This is a genomic window from Bacillus sp. NSP9.1 (genome assembly GCF_000465465.2).
Classification (GTDB): Bacteria; Bacillota; Bacilli; order Bacillales; family Bacillaceae; genus Bacillus; species Bacillus sonorensis_A.
In genome coordinates, this window is record NZ_CP048273.1 from 2966117 (window position 1) to 2982397 (window position 16281).

Below are 16281 nucleotides of genomic sequence, written 5' to 3' on the forward strand. Positions count from 1 at the left end.
ATTAGACATCGAAACGTTCATATAGTAAGATGGTTATTGAAACGGAAGTGATCATGTTGATTCTTGAAACTTTTAACGATGCTTTTTTTCTGTTTGAGTTTTTCACAATCATTCTTCCCGCATTGACCGCCATTGGAATCGCCCTGATTTTAAAGGATTGCTGTACGGATAACGATTGGAAAAACAAACGGATTGAAGAATATAAAGCGATTCATTTTATTTACAAAATCGATTTTCTCGTTATCCTATATCATCGCATTACGGTATGGATAAGTAAAGTCATACGCATGAAGACTTCATCGAATGATGATGAAGACCATCGTCTCCTTCTTCTTTGATTTTCAATTGGACAAGGGGCTTAAAAAGAGCCCAAAAGAAGGAGGAGAACGTGTTGAACACGACATTAAAAAAATTCTTTACAGCAGCCTTGCTGCTGCTTTCAACGCTATTGATCGGAGGGCATGCCTCGGCTGCCACAGGCAGCTCCCCGGCGGGAGACGGCAACTTCTTCCAACATTATATCGTGGTTCCGTTTTCAGATCTGATCAAAGGAATCGCCGGTTTGTTTCACGGAAGCTACGGGCTTTCGATTATTCTGGTGACGATCATCGTCCGTTTTCTCGTCTTGCCTCTGTTTGCCAACCAGTTTAAAAAGCAGCGGGTCATGCAGGAAAAAATGGCGCTGGTCAAACCTGAAATGGATGCGATTCAAAGCAAATTGAAAAAAACGAAAGACCCTGCCAAGCAAAAGGAGCTTCAGCAGGAAATGATGAAGCTTTATCAAAAGCACAACATTAATCCGCTGGCGATCGGGTGCCTGCCGATGCTGATTCAATTTCCGATTTTGGTCGGTTTATATTATGCCATCCGGTCGACACCTGAAATTGCATCCCATTCATTCCTTTGGTTTAACCTTGGGCATGCTGATGTGTTCATGTCTTTATGTGCAGGCTTGATGTATTTCATCCAGTTTTATGTGACGCAAAAGATGAACGCGCAGACTTCTGCTCAGTCTAACCCGGCGGCTCAACAGTCCGCCAAGATCATGGGATTGTTTTTCCCGGTGATGATGACGATCTTTTCTCTCAACGTCCCGGCAGCACTGCCGCTTTACTGGATGACAAGCGGGCTGTTTTTGACGATTCAGTCCGTCGTTCTTCATCAGCTTTACCGAAAAAACAAGCACGCGGTTCAGCCGGCTGAACAAACATCAAAATAAAAAGGTTGCGCCTTTAAAAGGCGCGACCTTTTTTTACATTCCTTCGATGTTTCGGATGAGTTTTACTGGCAGAAAGGTTGGCATGTTGATTTCCATGTCAACCGCCGCTTTATGACGGATTGGCCACTTCCTCAATAATCGCAAGCACCATTTCTGCTGTTTTGACAAGTTCTTCAATCGGCATTTTTTCATTTTTTGTGTGAATTTCTTCATATCCTACCGCAAGATTGACGGTTGGAATGCCGTGACCGGCGATGACATTGGCGTCGCTTCCCCCGCCGCTAGTCAACAGCTCATATGGACGGCCGATTTTTTCGGCAGCTTTTTTGGCAATCTCCACAACGGGATCCCCGTCTTGATACTTGAATCCGGGATACATGACTTCGATCTCCACCTCGGCTCTTCCGCCCATTTCGGCGGCAGCCGTTTCAAAAGCCTGCTTCATTTTTTCCGCTTGCTTCTCCATTTTTTCAGGTACGAGTGACCGAGCTTCCGCCAGGATTTCGACCTGGTCGCACACGATATTGGTTTGTGTTCCGCCTTCAAAGCGGCCGATGTTGGCCGTCGTTTCCTCGTCGATGCGGCCAAGCGGCATTTTAGCTATCGCTTTTGAAGCGATCGTAATAGCGGAAACGCCTTTTTCCGGTTCAACTCCTGCATGAGCCGTTTTTCCGTAGACAGATGCCCTGATTTTCGCCTGTGTCGGCGCAGCCACGATAATATTGCCGACCTTGCCGTCTGAATCAAGGGCATAGCCATACTCCGCTTTAATGAGCGACCGGTCCAAAGCTTTCGCTCCGACAAGCCCCGATTCTTCTCCGGCCGTGATGATCAATTGGATCGTACCGTGCGGAATGTTCCTTTCCTTCAAGACTCTCACGGCTTCAAGCATGGCCGCAAGCCCTGTTTTATCGTCGGCTCCCAGGATCGTCGTACCGTCGGTTTTGACATAGCCGTCTTCAATGACAGGTTTTACCCCTTTGCCGGGGACAACCGTGTCCATATGCGATGTAAAGTAAATCGTGTCCGCCTCTTTTGTTCCGGGAAGTGTACATACCAAATTGCCGGCTCCATGTCCGGTTGATGACGCACTGTCATCTTCAACGACCTCCATTCCCAGAGCCGTAAATTTTTCTTTCAGCACTTTGCAGATGTCTGCTTCGTGCTTTGTCTCCGAGTCGATTTGCACAAGCTCTAAAAACTCTTCCAACAGTCGTTTTTCGTTCATGCTTGTTCCCCCTCCATTTTTAAAGCGGTATATTTCCATGCTTTTTTATCGGCCGAATCTCCTGCTTGCTCTTCAGCATGTCAAACGTCTGAATCAGTCTTTTCCGCGTCTCTTTCGGATCAATGATATCATCGACCATCCCGTGACGGGCGGCGATAAACGGACTTGAAGCCTGCTTGCACCGCCGGACCTTGCGAGCCCTTTCCGCCTCCGGATGTGCCGAGCTTTCAATTTCTTCGGCAAACAGCAGGTCAGCGGCTTCTTCGGCTCCCATCACCGCGATCTCGGCATTCGGCCAGGCAAATACGGCATCCGCCCCAAGGGCCTTGCTGTTTAAAGCCACATAAGCTCCTCCGTACGCTTTTCGAATAATAACCGTCACTTTGGGTGTGGTGGCTTCTGCATAGGCATAAAGGATTTTTGCTCCATGTCTGATCATCCCTCCGTGCTCCTCGCGGATTCCCGGAAGAAACCCTGGTACGTCGACCAGCGTCAGAATGGGGATCTGAAACGAATCGCAAAAACGGATGAATCGAGCAATTTTATCAGCCGCATCCATGTTCAGACTGCCTGCCAGATGTCTCGGCTGATTGGCGACAACGGCCGTCACTTCACCGGCGATCCGTATAAAGCCGATCACGGCGTTTTTGGCAAAATGCTGCTGTACTTCAAAGAATGTCCCGCAGTCTGCGATTTCATGGATGATGTTTTTCATATCGTACGGCCGCTGGCCATCGCTGGGCAGTATCGTCAAAAGAGTGGGCCTCATATCGTCGTCTTTTGCCGGCTTCATTTGAACAGGAGGTTTTTCTTCGTGATTCTGCGGGATGTAGGATAAAAGCTTGCGCACATCCTTGAGGACGGCCTCATCGGAATCCCCGGAAAAGTGCGCGTTTCCGCTGATTGAATTATGTATGGACGAACCTCCTAATTCACCGGCTGTGACATTTTCTCCCGTTGCTTTTTTGATCACTTTCGGCCCGGTAATAAACATCTGTCCGGTTTTTTCGCTCATCAGAACGAAATCGGTCAGCGCCGGTGAATAAACGGCGCCTCCGGCACAAGGTCCGAGAATGACAGAGATTTGCGGAATGATGCCAGAGCAAAGGACATTTCGATAAAAAATATGACCGTATCCATCTAATGATAGCACACCCTCTTGAATTCTCGCACCACCTGAGTCGTTCAGACCGATGAAAGGGGTTTTATTTTGAAGAGCCAGATCCATGACGGCGGCAATTTTTTTCGCATGCATCTCTCCAAGCGCCCCTCCGGTGACGGTAAAATCCTGTGAAAATAAATACACCGGCCGGCCGTCGATTTTTCCGAATCCAGTCACAACCCCATCTCCTAGAGGCCCGCCGGACTGCCTGCTTCTGACAAAGGCGTTCAGTTCAGTGAAGCTGCCTTCATCAAGCAAGAGCTCGATTCGCTCCCTGGCCGTCAGCTTCCCTTTTTGCTTCTGCCTGTCGATCCTTTCCTTCCCTCCGCCGAGAGAGGCAATGCGGCGGGTTTGAGCTAAATCATCGACTCTTTCAAACATGTCCATTATTTCTGCTCCTTCTCTAAAAAGATTGTGTTCTCGTGGCCTTCGCTTGTCCGATGAAGAAAAGCAGGATAAAATAGTGGAAGAATAGAAAACAGAGGTGAACAGCTTGTCCCAAAAATTTATCAAAATCATGGTGATTGTCATGATCAGTATTATGGTACTGACGAGCGTGCTTACAGGAATCAGCATGATATTTTAAACGATACATGTTTTAAAAGATCGTATGGATCACTGATCCGCCAGACAAAAAAAAGACCGCAGCGATTTCTCCTTCATTAGATTGGCCAATGAAGGAGAAACTCATGCGATCATGCAGGAGATTTAATCCCTTTAAAATAACTTTTGATCACCAAATACCTTTCCATTTCACCGAGAAAGTTAAAAAGGGCTGCGCGCGCTTCAAATTCCTCGCGCGTCGTCGGCAGCTCCATCTCTTCGAATGCCTCTCTCATCTCAACGAGACGCTTTAAAAATTTGTGAGCCGTATTTCCCGGATGGATGGCTCCCCTCAAATCATGAATAAACGCTGCGATGATATGGCCCTGTTCCACCGTCATCGAGATCGATGTAATCTTCGGCAGCACCCTTTCGATAATTTCGAATTGTTTTTCCCGCATTTTAAAGTAGTGATAATAAATATTTTCATGGCGCAGGACATGATTTTCGACATCGCGGTATGCCAATGTTTTCGCCTCGTCGATCAAACGATGCGTTTCAGGGATTTCCTTTCCCGTCCAATCCTGCTCTCCTGTCAGCAAATAGCGCTCGATCTCTTCGAAGATTTTGGCAAAGTTATCTTCGATTTTCTGCTGATACCCCTTAAGCTGTTTGTCCATGCTCGGCATATACAAGTTCATGAGAAGAGCGACCCCGATCCCGGTGACGATGATTAAAAATTCATTCCAGATCAACGGAAGGGTGATTCCCTCTGACATATAAAGATGAAGGACGATGACCGAGCTCGTCACAATGCCTTCTTTTATTTTCAAAAAAACGGTTGTCGGAATAAAGAACAGCAGCATGATCCCGATGACAATCGGATGATAGCCGATCAGTTCAAAAAAGCAGTAGGAAAAAACAATCGCCAGGCAGCATGCCGCAAAACGGGCCCATGAAGCTTGAAGAGACCGTTTTTTCGTCACTTGAATACAAAGGATTGTAATAATGCCTGTTGAAACAAAATTGTGGAGGCCGATGAGCTGTGCGATATAGATGGCCAATGCTGTTCCAAGCGCTGTTTTTAATGTGCGATAACCTATTTTAAACATCGTTAACCCCAATCTTTTCTGCTAGTCTTAGTGAATAAAAAAGAAGAAGATCAGCATCTTCTTCAGCTTATTTTATAGTATTTTCTCTAAAAAGTCTTGAGCTCTTTTCGATTTTGGAGAAGAAAAAAACGCTTTCGGATCATCGTCTTCGACAATGGTTCCTCCATCCATGAAAAGCACTCTGTCGGCGACTTCTTTGGCAAATCCCATTTCATGTGTGACAATCACCATCGTCATTCCGGTTTTCGCCAGATCCTGCATCACTTGAAGCACTTCTTTGACCATCTCCGGATCAAGGGCTGATGTCGGTTCGTCAAACAGCATGATATCCGGATTCATCGCCAGCGCCCTGGCGATCGCGACGCGCTGCTTTTGTCCGCCTGATAAACGGTTTGGATAATCATCTTTTTTATCGAGAAGGCCGACTTTCTCAAGCAGTTCTTCCGCTTTTTTGACTGCAGCCTGTCTGCTTTCTTTTTTTACATTAACAGGCGCATAGGTAATGTTTTCAAGAACCGTTTTATGCGGAAATAAGTGAAAATGCTGAAAGACCATTCCGATATTTTCTCTGACTTTGAGCACCTTTGCTTTTGGATTTGTGATTTCTTCGCCTTGGATGAAAATGCTTCCTTCAGTCGGTTTCTCAAGCAGGTTCAAGCATCTTAGAAATGTCGACTTGCCTGAGCCTGAAGGGCCGATAACTGCGGCTACTTCGCCTTTTTCAAAGGAAACGGAAATATTTTTGAGCACCTCATTCTTTCCGAAGGATTTCGAGAGTTGGCTAACTTTAATCATTGACATTCAGCTTCCTTTCAATCGCTTTACCGATAAACGTCAAAATCAGGACGAGCACATAATAAATAAGGCCGGCGAAAAGCATCGGTTCCAGCGGACTGTAGATGGCAGCCCCCGCCTGATAGCTCCGTCTCATAATATCGCCGAGTCCGATGACTGTCACAACGGCTGATTCCTTTGTCAGTGTAATGGACTCGTTGATCAAAGCCGGCATAATATTTTTAAATGCCTGCGGAAGCAGCAGATCCTTCATCATTTTTGCATACGGCACACCAAGAGCCATCGCCGCCTCTTTTTGCCCTTTGTCGATCGCATTGATTCCGGCTCTGATGATTTCTGATACATAAGCAGCGGAATTTAAGCCAAATGCTGTCACGGCCGCCCAATAGGCGTCAATATCAAAGCCCAGTAATTGCGGCAGACCGTAATAAACGATCATCAGCTGGAGAACAAGCGGTGTCCCCCTGAATATTGACGTGTAAAAATCCGCTATCCAAGCGAGCGGTTTTATCGAGCTGATTTTCAGAAGCGTGATCAAAACCCCTAGCAAAAATCCAAACACCGCCGCAGCAGCGACAACTTTTAAGGTAACACCCAAGCCTTCCAGGATGAAAGGCATCTCAGGTAATGTACTAGAAAAATCAAGAAAATTCATGATGATGACTCTCCCTCTCCCGCCTCAGGTAAAAGAGGCGTACAATCACTTTAGAAAAAAAGTTCAACAAAAAGTTGAACTTTTCATGCTTACTTTTTTGTTTCTCCGCCGAACCATTTTTCTTTCAGCTTATCAAGTTCTCCGCTTTTCTCCATTTCTTCAAGCGCTTTGTTGAACTTCTCGGTCAAATCGCTTCCCTTTTTGAAGGCGATCGCAGAGCCGGCTTTTTCATCCGGTTCTTTCGGCAGATTGTAGCCAACCAGTTCTTCATTTTTATCAATATATTTTTCGGCAACGATATCTTCAATGATTGCTGCGTCAAAGCGGCCCGCTTTGATTTCTTCAGTTAAATCCGAGATGCGGTTGCGGTTTTCCACTTTTAAGTTGTAGTCAGAAGTCAGTTCCTTCGCTTTTTCTTCCTGGATGGAGCCAAGCTGCACGCCGACCGTCTTACCTTTCAGGTCATCAAGCGATTTGATGCCGCTCGATTTTTTTGTGACGATCATGTTGTGGGCCGTATAGTAAACCTTTGAGAAATCAACTTGCTTTTTCCGTTTTGGAGTCGGTGTCATGCCTGACAGCACAATGTCTACCTTATTTGTTTTCAGCGCTGTCACCAAACCGTTGAAGTCCATGTCCTTGACTTCGATTTCATGACCGGTTTTTTTGGCAAGCGCTTTGGCCAAATCGACGTCAAAACCGACGATCTTGTCTCCGTCCTTCGATTCAAACGGCGGATAATCGGCAGAAGTTCCCATGACCAGCGTTTTTTTATCTTCAGAGCTGCTTGTCCCGCAAGCTGCTAAAGCCAATGTGATACAAGCTGTTACCAACAGCAACATCCATTTTTTCATGTTGTATATCCCCCTGCAATTCTTTTGAATATTTATTCGTTGTTATGTATTTTAAACATTTTTCGAGCCTATTGCAATACTTTTTGAAAAATTACTTAAAAACCCTTTTATATGCCTTGTTGAAACAACCGAAACAGAACCTTACCCGCATGTCATATTGCATATAAATAGAATTTTTATACATAAAAAAAGCCTGCCGCAAATGATCGGCAGGCGTGTGTTCTTATACTTCTTCGCAATATTCTTCAAACAATCCTTGAAGCTTCGTGATGACAGCCATCGGCTCATAGCCTTCTATTTCATGGCGTTCCACCATTTTTACAATTTTGCCGTCCTTTAATAAAGCAAATGACGGGGAGGAAGGCGGATACCCTTCAAAATATTCTCTTGCTCTTGCTGTGGCTTCTTTATCCTGCCCCGCAAATACGGTGACAAGCTGGTCGGGCCGCTTGTCATAATGAACTGCGTGATATGCGGCAGGGCGTGCGATTCCCCCGGCGCAGCCGCAGACTGAGTTGACCATGACAAGTGTAGTGCCTTTTTTCGTCAGCGCCTCGTCCACTTCTTCTGCACTTTTAAGCTCCTGGTAGCCGGCTGCCGTTATTTCCTGTCTGGCTTGGCGGACGACATCATTCATAAATAAATTAAAATCCATGTTCACCTTAAGATCTCTCCTTTTTAGCCGCTTTAGAACCAAGCAGCTGTATGATCCATCTTTTCTAATGATACTTGGAAACCGTTCATACCGCAAATCAGGTGTTTCATTTCCCCTTCAAGGGTTTATCGGTTTAAGCAATCGGGGAAAAATAAACAAACAGACGACTTACAGACAAAGGAGAGCAAAATGGATCGACGGAAAGCCTTATTGATTTATAACGGCAATGCCGGACAAAAAAACGTTGAAAAAACGCTCGGTACAGCGGTGCCGATTCTTTCCCAAGCCATAGATGAGCTGATTGTAAAGCAGACAAGACAAAAGCATGATGCATTCCGTTTTTGCCGGCACATCAGCGAAGATATCGAGCAGATTTATATTTTAGGCGGAGACGGGACGGTCCATGAATGCATCAACGGTCTCAGTCCGCTTGCGGTGAAGCCTGAGATCGGCATTCTTCCCGGCGGGACCTGCAACGATTTTTCACGGGCGCTCCAGATTCCGCAAAATATCGGGCAAGCGGCGGAAACACTTGTCAATGGTCACACCGTTGCCGTCGATGTGCTCAAGACGGAAAGCCATTACTGTTTAAACTTTTGGGGCATCGGCTTGATTACGGAAGCCTCAAGCCGGATCAATCAAACGGAAAAAGCGCTGTTGGGGAGGCTTAGCTATTTCACAAGTGCATTGCGGACAATCTCCGGCCTTAAGCCATTCCCCTTTAAGATGTCCATTGACGGAGAAAATCTGACAGATGAAGCGGTAATGATTATGGTGCTGAATGGCCATTTTATCGGCACGAGCCGCATTCCGCTTCAGGGGGCAAGCATTTGTGACGGCAAAGCCGAAATCCTTGTATGCAGAAATACGAATCTGGCTGCATTAAAAGAGCTCTTCTCCATGGAAGAACCAGAGCTGGAACCATTTAAAGGAGAGCTTTCATACTATCAAGGCAAGTCCATCAAAGTAGAAACGGCAGCGGAAATGGACGCTGATACGGATGGGGAAATCTGCACAAAAGCGCCGGCTTCGATTGATGTGCTTAAGGGGCATCTGCGGATGCTTGCACCGGCAAATAGAGAAAAAAGCTGATCCGTTAAAGGGATCAGCTTTTTCTTTAATAAACAGATGTATTCTCATCGATATGTTCAAGGATCTCTTTTACTCGGGCCAGGAATCGACCGCAGATCAGACCGTCGAGCACCCTGTGATCGAGTGACAGACAGAGATTGACCATATCTCTGACAGCGATCATGCCGTGGTCCATAACGACCGGACGCTTCACAATCGATTCAACCTGGAGGATGGCCGCCTGCGGATGGTTGATGATCCCCATGGACTGGACGGAGCCGAACGAACCGGTATTGTTCACCGTAAACGTCCCGCCTGACATATCAGCGCTTGTCAGCTTACCGGTTCGCACCTTATTCGCCAGCTCGGTGATTTCTCTGGCGATGCCCTTGATTGTTTTTTCATCGGCATGTTTGATGACAGGCACATACAAGGCATCTTCCGTCGCCACGGCGATGGAGATGTTGATGTCCTTTTTCTGAATGATTTTATCGCCGGCCCACATGCTGTTGACCTGCGGGAATTCTTTCAGCGCTTGCGCAACCGCTTTGACGAAGAAAGCAAAAAAGGTCAGGTTGAAGCCTTCTTTCTTTTTAAATTCGTCTTTTATTTTGTTGCGGTAGCTGACAAGGCTTGTGACATCGACCTCCATCATCGTCCAGGCGTGAGGAATTTCATGCTTGCTCTTGACCATATTGGAAGCAATGGCGTTGCGGATGCCTGTGACCGGAATTTCGATATCGCCCGCTGCGCTTTGAGGCGCAGGGCTCTCTTTTCGCGCAGGTTCTGGGGTCGGCGCCGCCTGTTCGGCCGGCTGATGATCAACTGCCGGCTCTTTTGCAGGTGTCACACCGGAGTCGATGATTTGCTGAATATCCTTCCTTGTAATCCTCCCGCCTCTGCCGGTGCCTTCCACCTGCTCCAAATCAATGTTATGCTCCCCGGCAAGCCGTAAAACGGCAGGTGAAAAGCGTTTTTTATTCGATGTATCCGCGGGTGCCTGCTGCCGCCCTGCCGCTTCTTTCGGTTCTTCTGAAGCTGAAGGGGTCTCCTCTTTTGTTGTTTCATTTGTTTCGACTTTGCAGATAATGTCTCCAACCTGCAAGGTCTCTCCTTCTTTTCCGACGAGCTCGGTAATCGTCCCGGTAAAAGAGGAAGGCACTTCAGCATTGACTTTATCTGTCATCACTTCGGCGATCGGGTCGTATTTGTTGACATGATCCCCGACGCTGACGAGCCATTTGCTGATCGTCCCCTCGGTGACGCTTTCTCCGAGCTGGGGCATTGTCATCTGTTCCACTGCCATACGATTGTCCTCCTTATGTGTTTAAAACTCGGCCAGTTCTCTCATTGCCGCTTCTGCTTTATCAGGATTGACCATAAAATATTTTTCCATTGTCGGCGCATACGGCATAGCCGGGACATCCGGTCCGGCCAACCGCTTAATCGGCGCGTCTAAATCGAACAAGCAATGCTCTGAAATGATGGCCGCCACTTCGCTCATGACGCTGCCTTCTTTCGTATCCTCGGTGATGAGAAGAACTTTGCCCGTTTTCGATGCCGCTTCAATGATCGCTTCCTTATCAAGCGGATAAACCGTTCTTAAATCAAGGATATGGGCGGAAATTCCGTCTTTTTCAAGCCTTTCTGCCGCCTGAAGCGCAAAGTGGACGCAAAGCCCGTACGTAATCACGGTGATATCGTCGCCTTCCCGTTTGACATCGGCTTTGCCGATCGGCAGTACATAGTCGTCATCCGGCACTTCACCTTTGATCAGGCGGTAGGCCCGTTTATGTTCAAAGAAGAGCACCGGATCTTCATCGCGAATCGCCGCCTTTAAAAGCCCCTTCACATCATAAGGCGTTGACGGCATGACAATTTTCAGCCCCGGCTGGTTGGCAAACACGGCTTCAACCGACTGTGAATGGTACAGCGCGCCGTGCACGCCTCCGCCGTAAGGTGCGCGGATGACGATCGGACAGTTCCAGTCATTGTTAGAGCGGTAGCGGATTTTTGCCGCTTCGGAAATAATCTGGTTGACAGCGGGCATGATAAAATCAGCGAACTGCATTTCGGCGACCGGTCTCATGCCATACATCGCAGCGCCGATACCGACGCCGGCGATCGCGGATTCCGCCAAAGGCGTATCCATGACCCGCTCTTCTCCAAACTGGTCGTAAAGGCCGGCAGTCGCCTTAAACACGCCGCCTTTTTTCCCGACATCTTCGCCTAAAACAAAGACGCGGGAATCCCTTTCCATTTCTTCTTTCAAAGCTAAAGTGACAGCATCTATATATGACATAACAGCCATTTGTGATTCCCCCTTACTCTGCGTAAACATGCCGCAGCGCCTCTTCAGGATCGGCATATGGGGCATGTTCGGCATAATCTGTTGCTTCATTGACAACATTTGTGATCTCGTCTGTCATTTCTTTTTCAGATTGCTCATCCAACAGGCCGGCATCTTTCAAGTATTGTGCGAATTTGATGATCGGGTCGTTTTTCTTCGCCTCCGCTACCTCTTCGCGCTCTCTGTAGCTTCTGTCATCATCATCACTTGAGTGCGGGGTCAGCCGGTATGAAATCGTTTCGATCAATGTCGGGCCTTCACCTCTTCCGGCACGTTCCCTCGCTTCTTTCACCGCTTTGTAAACTTCAAGAGGATCATTTCCGTCAACTGTCTGGCCGGGCATACCGTAGCCGACGGCGCGGTCGGAAATGTTCTCACAGGCCACTTGCTTTTCGTAAGGGACGGAAATCGCGTATTTGTTGTTTTCACACATGAAAATGACAGGAAGCTTATGAACAGCAGCAAAGTTTGCCCCTTCGTGAAAATCCCCCTGGTTTGAAGAGCCTTCTCCAAATGTGACAAATGTCGCGATATTTTGATTGTCGAGCCTGCCGGCAAGCGCTACGCCGACAGCGTGGGGCACTTGTGTCGTCACAGGTGAAGACCCTGTGACAATCCGGTTTTTCTTTTGGCCGAAGTGGCTCGGCATTTGTTTGCCTCCGGAGTTTGGGTCCTCCTTTTTCGCAAAGGCGGACAGCATCAAATCTTTTGCCGTCATGCCAAAAGCGAGCACCACTCCCATATCTCTGTAATACGGGAGGACATAGTCGTTGTCGCGGTCTAAAGCGAAAGCTGCACCAACCTGTGCCGCCTCCTGTCCTTGACAGGAAATAACAAAAGGAATTTTCCCGGCGCGGTTTAAGAGCCACATCCGCTCATCAAGCTTTCTGGCTAAAAACATGGTTTTGTACATTTCGATTGCTTGTTCATCCGTTAATCCCACTGCTTCATGACGATTATTGCTCATGTTTTTCACTCCTTCATGCTTGTTAAAAATGAATCGCTTTTCCATCCACGCCAAGAGCGGCTTCTCCGATGGCTTCAGATAGCGTCGGGTGCGGATGGATTGTTTGGCCGACCTCCCACGGCGTCGCATCGAGCACCTTGGCGAGCCCCGCTTCAGCAATCATATCCGTCACATGCGGGCCGATCATATGGACGCCGAGAATGTCATCTGTGTCCTCGTCAGCGACAATTTTGACGAAGCCGGCTGATTCGCCGTAGACGAGCGCCTTGCCGACGGCCTGAAACGGAAATTTGCCGATTTTGATCTTCCGGCCTGCCGCCTTTGCCTCTTCCTCAGTCAAGCCGACAGACGCCGCCTCTGGACTGGAGTAGATGCACTTGGAAACAAGCGAGTAGTCAATGGCATGAGGCTGATTGCCGGCGATGTGTTCAACAGCGGTGATCCCTTCGTGGGAAGCCGCATGGGCAAGCTGCAATCCGCCGATGACGTCACCGATCGCATAGATATGGGACTCTTTTGTTTGATACATGCTGTTTGTCGCGATAAAGCCGTTTTCCACCTGTATATCCGTGTTTTCCAGGCCGATTCCTTCGACATTGGCCTGCCTTCCGACTGAAAGGAGCATTTTTTCAGCGGCAAAGTGTTGCGTATCTCCGCCTTTTTCTGCCTGTATGGTGACAGACTCCCCTTTTTCCAGAGTGTCAGGAAGCACTTTTGCCCCCGTGACAATCTTGATGCCTTTTTTCGTCAGCAGGGTTTGCATTTCTTTTGAAACGTCTGCATCTTCCGTCGGCAAAATCCGTTCGGCATATTCAAGCACCGTCACGTCAACACCGAAATCGGACAGCATGGAAGCCCACTCAATTCCGATGACACCGCCGCCGACGATCAAGATGGACTCCGGAAGACGCTCAAGCTCAAGCGCTTCATCAGATGTCATAATCCGTTCACCGTCCGGCTCGAGCCCCGAGAGCGAACGGGGCCTTGAACCCGTGGCGATGATGACGTTTTTAGGGACGAGCATTTCATTTTCTTCTCCGTTCGCCATCTCGACAGATACCGTGCCCGGCATCGGCGAAAATATCGACGGTCCGAGAATCCGCCCGATTCCTTCATATACGTCGATTTTCCCTTTTTTCATCAAATGTTTGACACCATTATAAAGCTGGTCAATAATCTTTTGTTTTCGTGTTTGAACCTGGGAAAACCTCAGTTCGGTTTCAGGAATCACCACTCCGAATTCTTCCGCTTTTTGCGCTGTCCGATACACCTCTGCGCTTCTCAAGAGCGCCTTTGACGGAATGCAGCCTTTATGAAGGCATGTGCCGCCAAGCTTCCCCTTTTCCACAACAGCTGTTTTAAGCCCCAGCTGAGATGCTCTGATGGCCGCCACATAGCCGCCTGTACCACCGCCAAGAATGACGAGATCGTATTCAGTTGCCATGACTTTCCCTCCTCTGGTTCGGATATTGTTTCGCCTTTTCTTCGCCGTTCAATACGCGAAAAGCGCCTTCAGCCAAAGCCTGCAGCTCATTTTCACCGGGTAAGACGACGACATCCGAAATCCAGTCTATGTATTTTCTGATCGAGGCAACAAATGATTTTCCATAAGCCAGCCCGCCCGTCAAAATGATGACATCGACTTCACCCTTTAAAATGGCGCTGGCAGCCCCGATTTCTTTGGCGATTTGATAAGCCATCGCTTCATAGATGAGCGCGGCTTTTCGATCGCCTTCCTTGATCATTTTTTCCACTTTTACGGCATCGGTCGTGCCGAGATAGCCGGCAAGCCCGCCGCCGCCAACGAGCATCTTCATGAGCTCGTCACGGGTATATTCGCCTGAGAAACACATATCGATCAGATCTCCGGCCGGAATGGTTCCGGCCCGCTCCGGACTGAGCGGACCTTCCCCGTGCAGGCCGTTGTTAACATCGATGACACGCCCATTGTAATGAACGCCTGTCGTAATCCCGCCACCCATATGGGTGATGATCATTTTCATATCTTCATACCGCTTTCCAAACTGCCAGGCCGCTTTTCGGGCGACCGCTTTTTGGTTGAGCGCATGGAAGATGCTTCTTCTTTCGATTGCCGGGGTTCCGGAAATTTTTGCGACGGGAGACATTTCATCGACGACAACGGGGTCGACGATAAAGGCCGGTATATTTAAGCCGTCGGCAATTTCCCTGGCGATGATCCCGCCAAGATTTGAAGCATGCTCGCCGGCATAGCCGTTTTTCAAATCCTCGATCATCGCGGCGTTCACTTCATATGTGCCGCCTTCAATCGGGCGGAGCAGACCTCCTCTTGCACAGACGGCGTTCAGTTTTGAAATATTGATGCCCTGTTCATGCAGCGTCTCCAAAACAGCCTGCTTTCTGAACGCATATTGATCAATGATGGTTTCGAATTGCTTTAGCTCTTCCTCGTCATGACGGATTGATTTTTCAAAAATGGAACGGTCATCGTGAAAAACGCCGATCTTAGTAGATGTTGATCCCGGATTGATGACGAGAATACGCTTTTCCTGTATTTGCATTTCCTTGAACCTCCAGTGTATATAGGGGGTGTAATTAACGTCTGCTTAAAATGTGATGGCCGTTTTGCAAAAATTGGCTTCTGGAATGGCGCATCCGTTCTATCCGCTCCTCAGCCAGACGGTCCGCCGCCAAGTAAGTTGGAATTCGATCGCGCTTAGAGATTTCCAGAACCCGTTCGATGTTTCCGTAAATCCCTTCGACTTTTTTCAGCGCGCGCTCTGCATTATAGCCGTATAGTTCGTCGGCGACATTGATGACGCCCCCGGCATTGATGACATAATCCGGTGCATAGACGATGCCCATGTCGTGGATCTGGTCCCCATGGCGGGTCTCTTTCAGCTGATTGTTGGCTGCTCCGGCAATGACTTTGGCCTTCAGCTGCGGAATCGTATCATCGTTGATCGTCGCTCCGAGTGCACACGGTGCATAGATATCACAATTCTGCGAATAAATATCATCAGGGTCGACGGCGCGGGCGCCGAAATCCGCGACGGCGCGCTCAACAGCTTCTTTGTTAATGTCGGTGACGATCAGTTTCGCGCCTTCTTCGTGAAGATGGCGGCAAAGATTGTAGGCAACATTGCCGACGCCTTGGACAGCAACGGTTTTTCCTGCAAGTGAATCCGTTCCAAACGCCTCTTTCGCTGCGGCTTTCATCCCTTTATACACACCGTAGGCTGTGACAGGCGACGGATTGCCCGAGGAACCGAAAGCCGGTGAAATGCCTGTGACAAAGTCTGTTTCATCATGAATGATATCCATATCTTCAACAGTAGTGCCGACGTCTTCTGCGGTAATGTATCTTCCGTTCAGTCCTTGAATGTAGCGGCCGAATGCCCGGAACATTTCTTCATTTTTATCTTTGCGCGGATCTCCGATGATGACCGTTTTGCCTCCTCCGAGATTCAATCCGGCCGCCGCGTTTTTATAGGTCATCCCCCGCGCCAGGCGAAGCGCATCTTCAATTGCGGCTTCTTCGCTTTCATATGTCCACATTCTCGTGCCGCCCAAAGCGGGTCCGAGCGTCGTATCATGAATCGCGATGATCGCTTTTAAACCGGACTGCTTATCTTGGCAAAACACCAATTGTTCATAGTCATACTGTTCCATATATCGAAATAGTTCCATT

Annotated in this window: 17 protein-coding genes; 4 read left to right on the forward strand and 13 right to left on the reverse strand. The window is 48.3% G+C overall.

From position 1 onward, the window contains the following. The first annotated feature begins 56 nt into the window (after positions 1-56). On the forward strand, positions 57-338 hold the full coding sequence (locus tag M654_RS15445; protein ID WP_026587776.1) for a hypothetical protein: 282 nt from the start codon (positions 57-59) through the stop codon (positions 336-338). A 53-nt stretch (positions 339-391) separates the two neighbouring features. Next, positions 392-1219: a membrane protein insertase YidC gene (locus M654_RS15450; RefSeq protein ID WP_026587777.1), complete on the forward strand. Its 828-nt coding sequence runs from the start codon at positions 392-394 to the stop codon at positions 1217-1219. Between the two features lie 109 nt (positions 1220-1328). On the opposite strand, the gene M654_RS15455 is transcribed toward M654_RS15450, so the two are convergent. Next, positions 1329-2447: a tripeptidase T gene (locus M654_RS15455; protein WP_026587778.1), complete on the reverse strand. Its 1119-nt coding sequence runs from the start codon at positions 2445-2447 to the stop codon at positions 1329-1331. A gap of 19 nt (positions 2448-2466) precedes the next feature. Next, positions 2467-3996: an acyl-CoA carboxylase subunit beta gene (locus tag M654_RS15460; protein ID WP_026587779.1), complete on the reverse strand. Its 1530-nt coding sequence runs from the start codon at positions 3994-3996 to the stop codon at positions 2467-2469. A gap of 97 nt (positions 3997-4093) precedes the next feature. On the opposite strand from M654_RS15460, the gene prli42 reads away from it, so the two are divergent. Further along, entirely contained in the window at positions 4094-4195 is a 102-nt protein-coding gene (gene prli42, locus M654_RS24410) for a stressosome-associated protein Prli42 (RefSeq protein WP_372709190.1), read from the forward strand. 109 nt (positions 4196-4304) lie between these two features. Here prli42 and M654_RS15470 read toward each other — a convergent pair whose 3' ends face one another. From M654_RS15470 to M654_RS15490, 5 genes are all read right to left on the reverse strand, one after another. Then, a complete protein-coding gene (locus M654_RS15470; RefSeq protein ID WP_026587780.1) occupies positions 4305-5264 on the reverse strand; it encodes an aromatic acid exporter family protein in 960 nt (319 codons plus the stop codon). Between the two features lie 72 nt (positions 5265-5336). Then, positions 5337-6059: an arginine ABC transporter ATP-binding protein ArtM gene (locus M654_RS15475; protein ID WP_026587781.1), complete on the reverse strand. Its 723-nt coding sequence runs from the start codon at positions 6057-6059 to the stop codon at positions 5337-5339. Beyond that, positions 6052-6714, reverse strand: a complete 663-nt coding sequence (locus tag M654_RS15480) for an arginine ABC transporter permease ArtQ (RefSeq protein ID WP_026587782.1) — start codon at positions 6712-6714, stop codon at positions 6052-6054. The genes M654_RS15475 and M654_RS15480 overlap by 8 nt, the downstream gene beginning before the upstream one ends. An 89-nt stretch (positions 6715-6803) precedes the next feature. Then, positions 6804-7568 (reverse strand): arginine ABC transporter substrate-binding protein ArtP, encoded by a 765-nt coding sequence (locus tag M654_RS15485; RefSeq protein ID WP_026587783.1) that lies wholly within the window; start codon positions 7566-7568, stop codon positions 6804-6806. A gap of 223 nt (positions 7569-7791) precedes the next feature. Next, positions 7792-8229 carry a BrxA/BrxB family bacilliredoxin gene (locus M654_RS15490; protein WP_026587784.1) on the reverse strand — a complete coding sequence of 146 codons (438 nt, stop codon included), beginning with the start codon at positions 8227-8229 and terminating at the stop codon, positions 7792-7794. A 183-nt stretch (positions 8230-8412) separates the two neighbouring features. Between M654_RS15490 and M654_RS15495 the strand changes: the two genes are divergently transcribed. Beyond that, the gene (locus tag M654_RS15495; RefSeq protein WP_026587785.1) at positions 8413-9315 is read left to right on the forward strand and encodes a YegS/Rv2252/BmrU family lipid kinase; all 903 of its coding nucleotides are present in this window, start codon (positions 8413-8415) and stop codon (positions 9313-9315) included. A gap of 25 nt (positions 9316-9340) precedes the next feature. Here M654_RS15495 and M654_RS15500 read toward each other — a convergent pair whose 3' ends face one another. From M654_RS15500 to bcd, 6 genes are read right to left on the reverse strand one after another with little or no spacing between them, the layout of a single operon-like run. Beyond that, a complete protein-coding gene (locus M654_RS15500) occupies positions 9341-10600 on the reverse strand; it encodes a dihydrolipoamide acetyltransferase family protein (RefSeq protein ID WP_026587786.1) in 1260 nt (419 codons plus the stop codon). Between the two features lie 21 nt (positions 10601-10621). Continuing rightward, entirely contained in the window at positions 10622-11605 is a 984-nt protein-coding gene (gene bfmBAB, locus M654_RS15505; protein ID WP_026587787.1) for a 3-methyl-2-oxobutanoate dehydrogenase subunit beta, read from the reverse strand. Positions 11606-11618: 13 nt separating this feature from the next. After that, complete coding sequence (locus M654_RS15510) at positions 11619-12611, reverse strand: thiamine pyrophosphate-dependent dehydrogenase E1 component subunit alpha (protein ID WP_026587788.1); 993 nt, start codon at positions 12609-12611, stop codon at positions 11619-11621. 22 nt (positions 12612-12633) lie between these two features. Next, complete coding sequence (gene lpdA / locus M654_RS15515; RefSeq protein ID WP_026587789.1) at positions 12634-14055, reverse strand: dihydrolipoyl dehydrogenase; 1422 nt, start codon at positions 14053-14055, stop codon at positions 12634-12636. After that, positions 14045-15151, reverse strand: coding sequence for a butyrate kinase (buk, locus tag M654_RS15520; RefSeq protein WP_026587790.1), 1107 nt, complete (start codon positions 15149-15151; stop codon positions 14045-14047). The genes lpdA and buk overlap by 11 nt, the downstream gene beginning before the upstream one ends. Before the next feature lie 34 nt (positions 15152-15185). Then, positions 15186-16280: a branched-chain amino acid dehydrogenase gene (gene bcd, locus M654_RS15525; protein WP_026587791.1), complete on the reverse strand. Its 1095-nt coding sequence runs from the start codon at positions 16278-16280 to the stop codon at positions 15186-15188. Position 16281 lies beyond the last annotated feature (1 nt).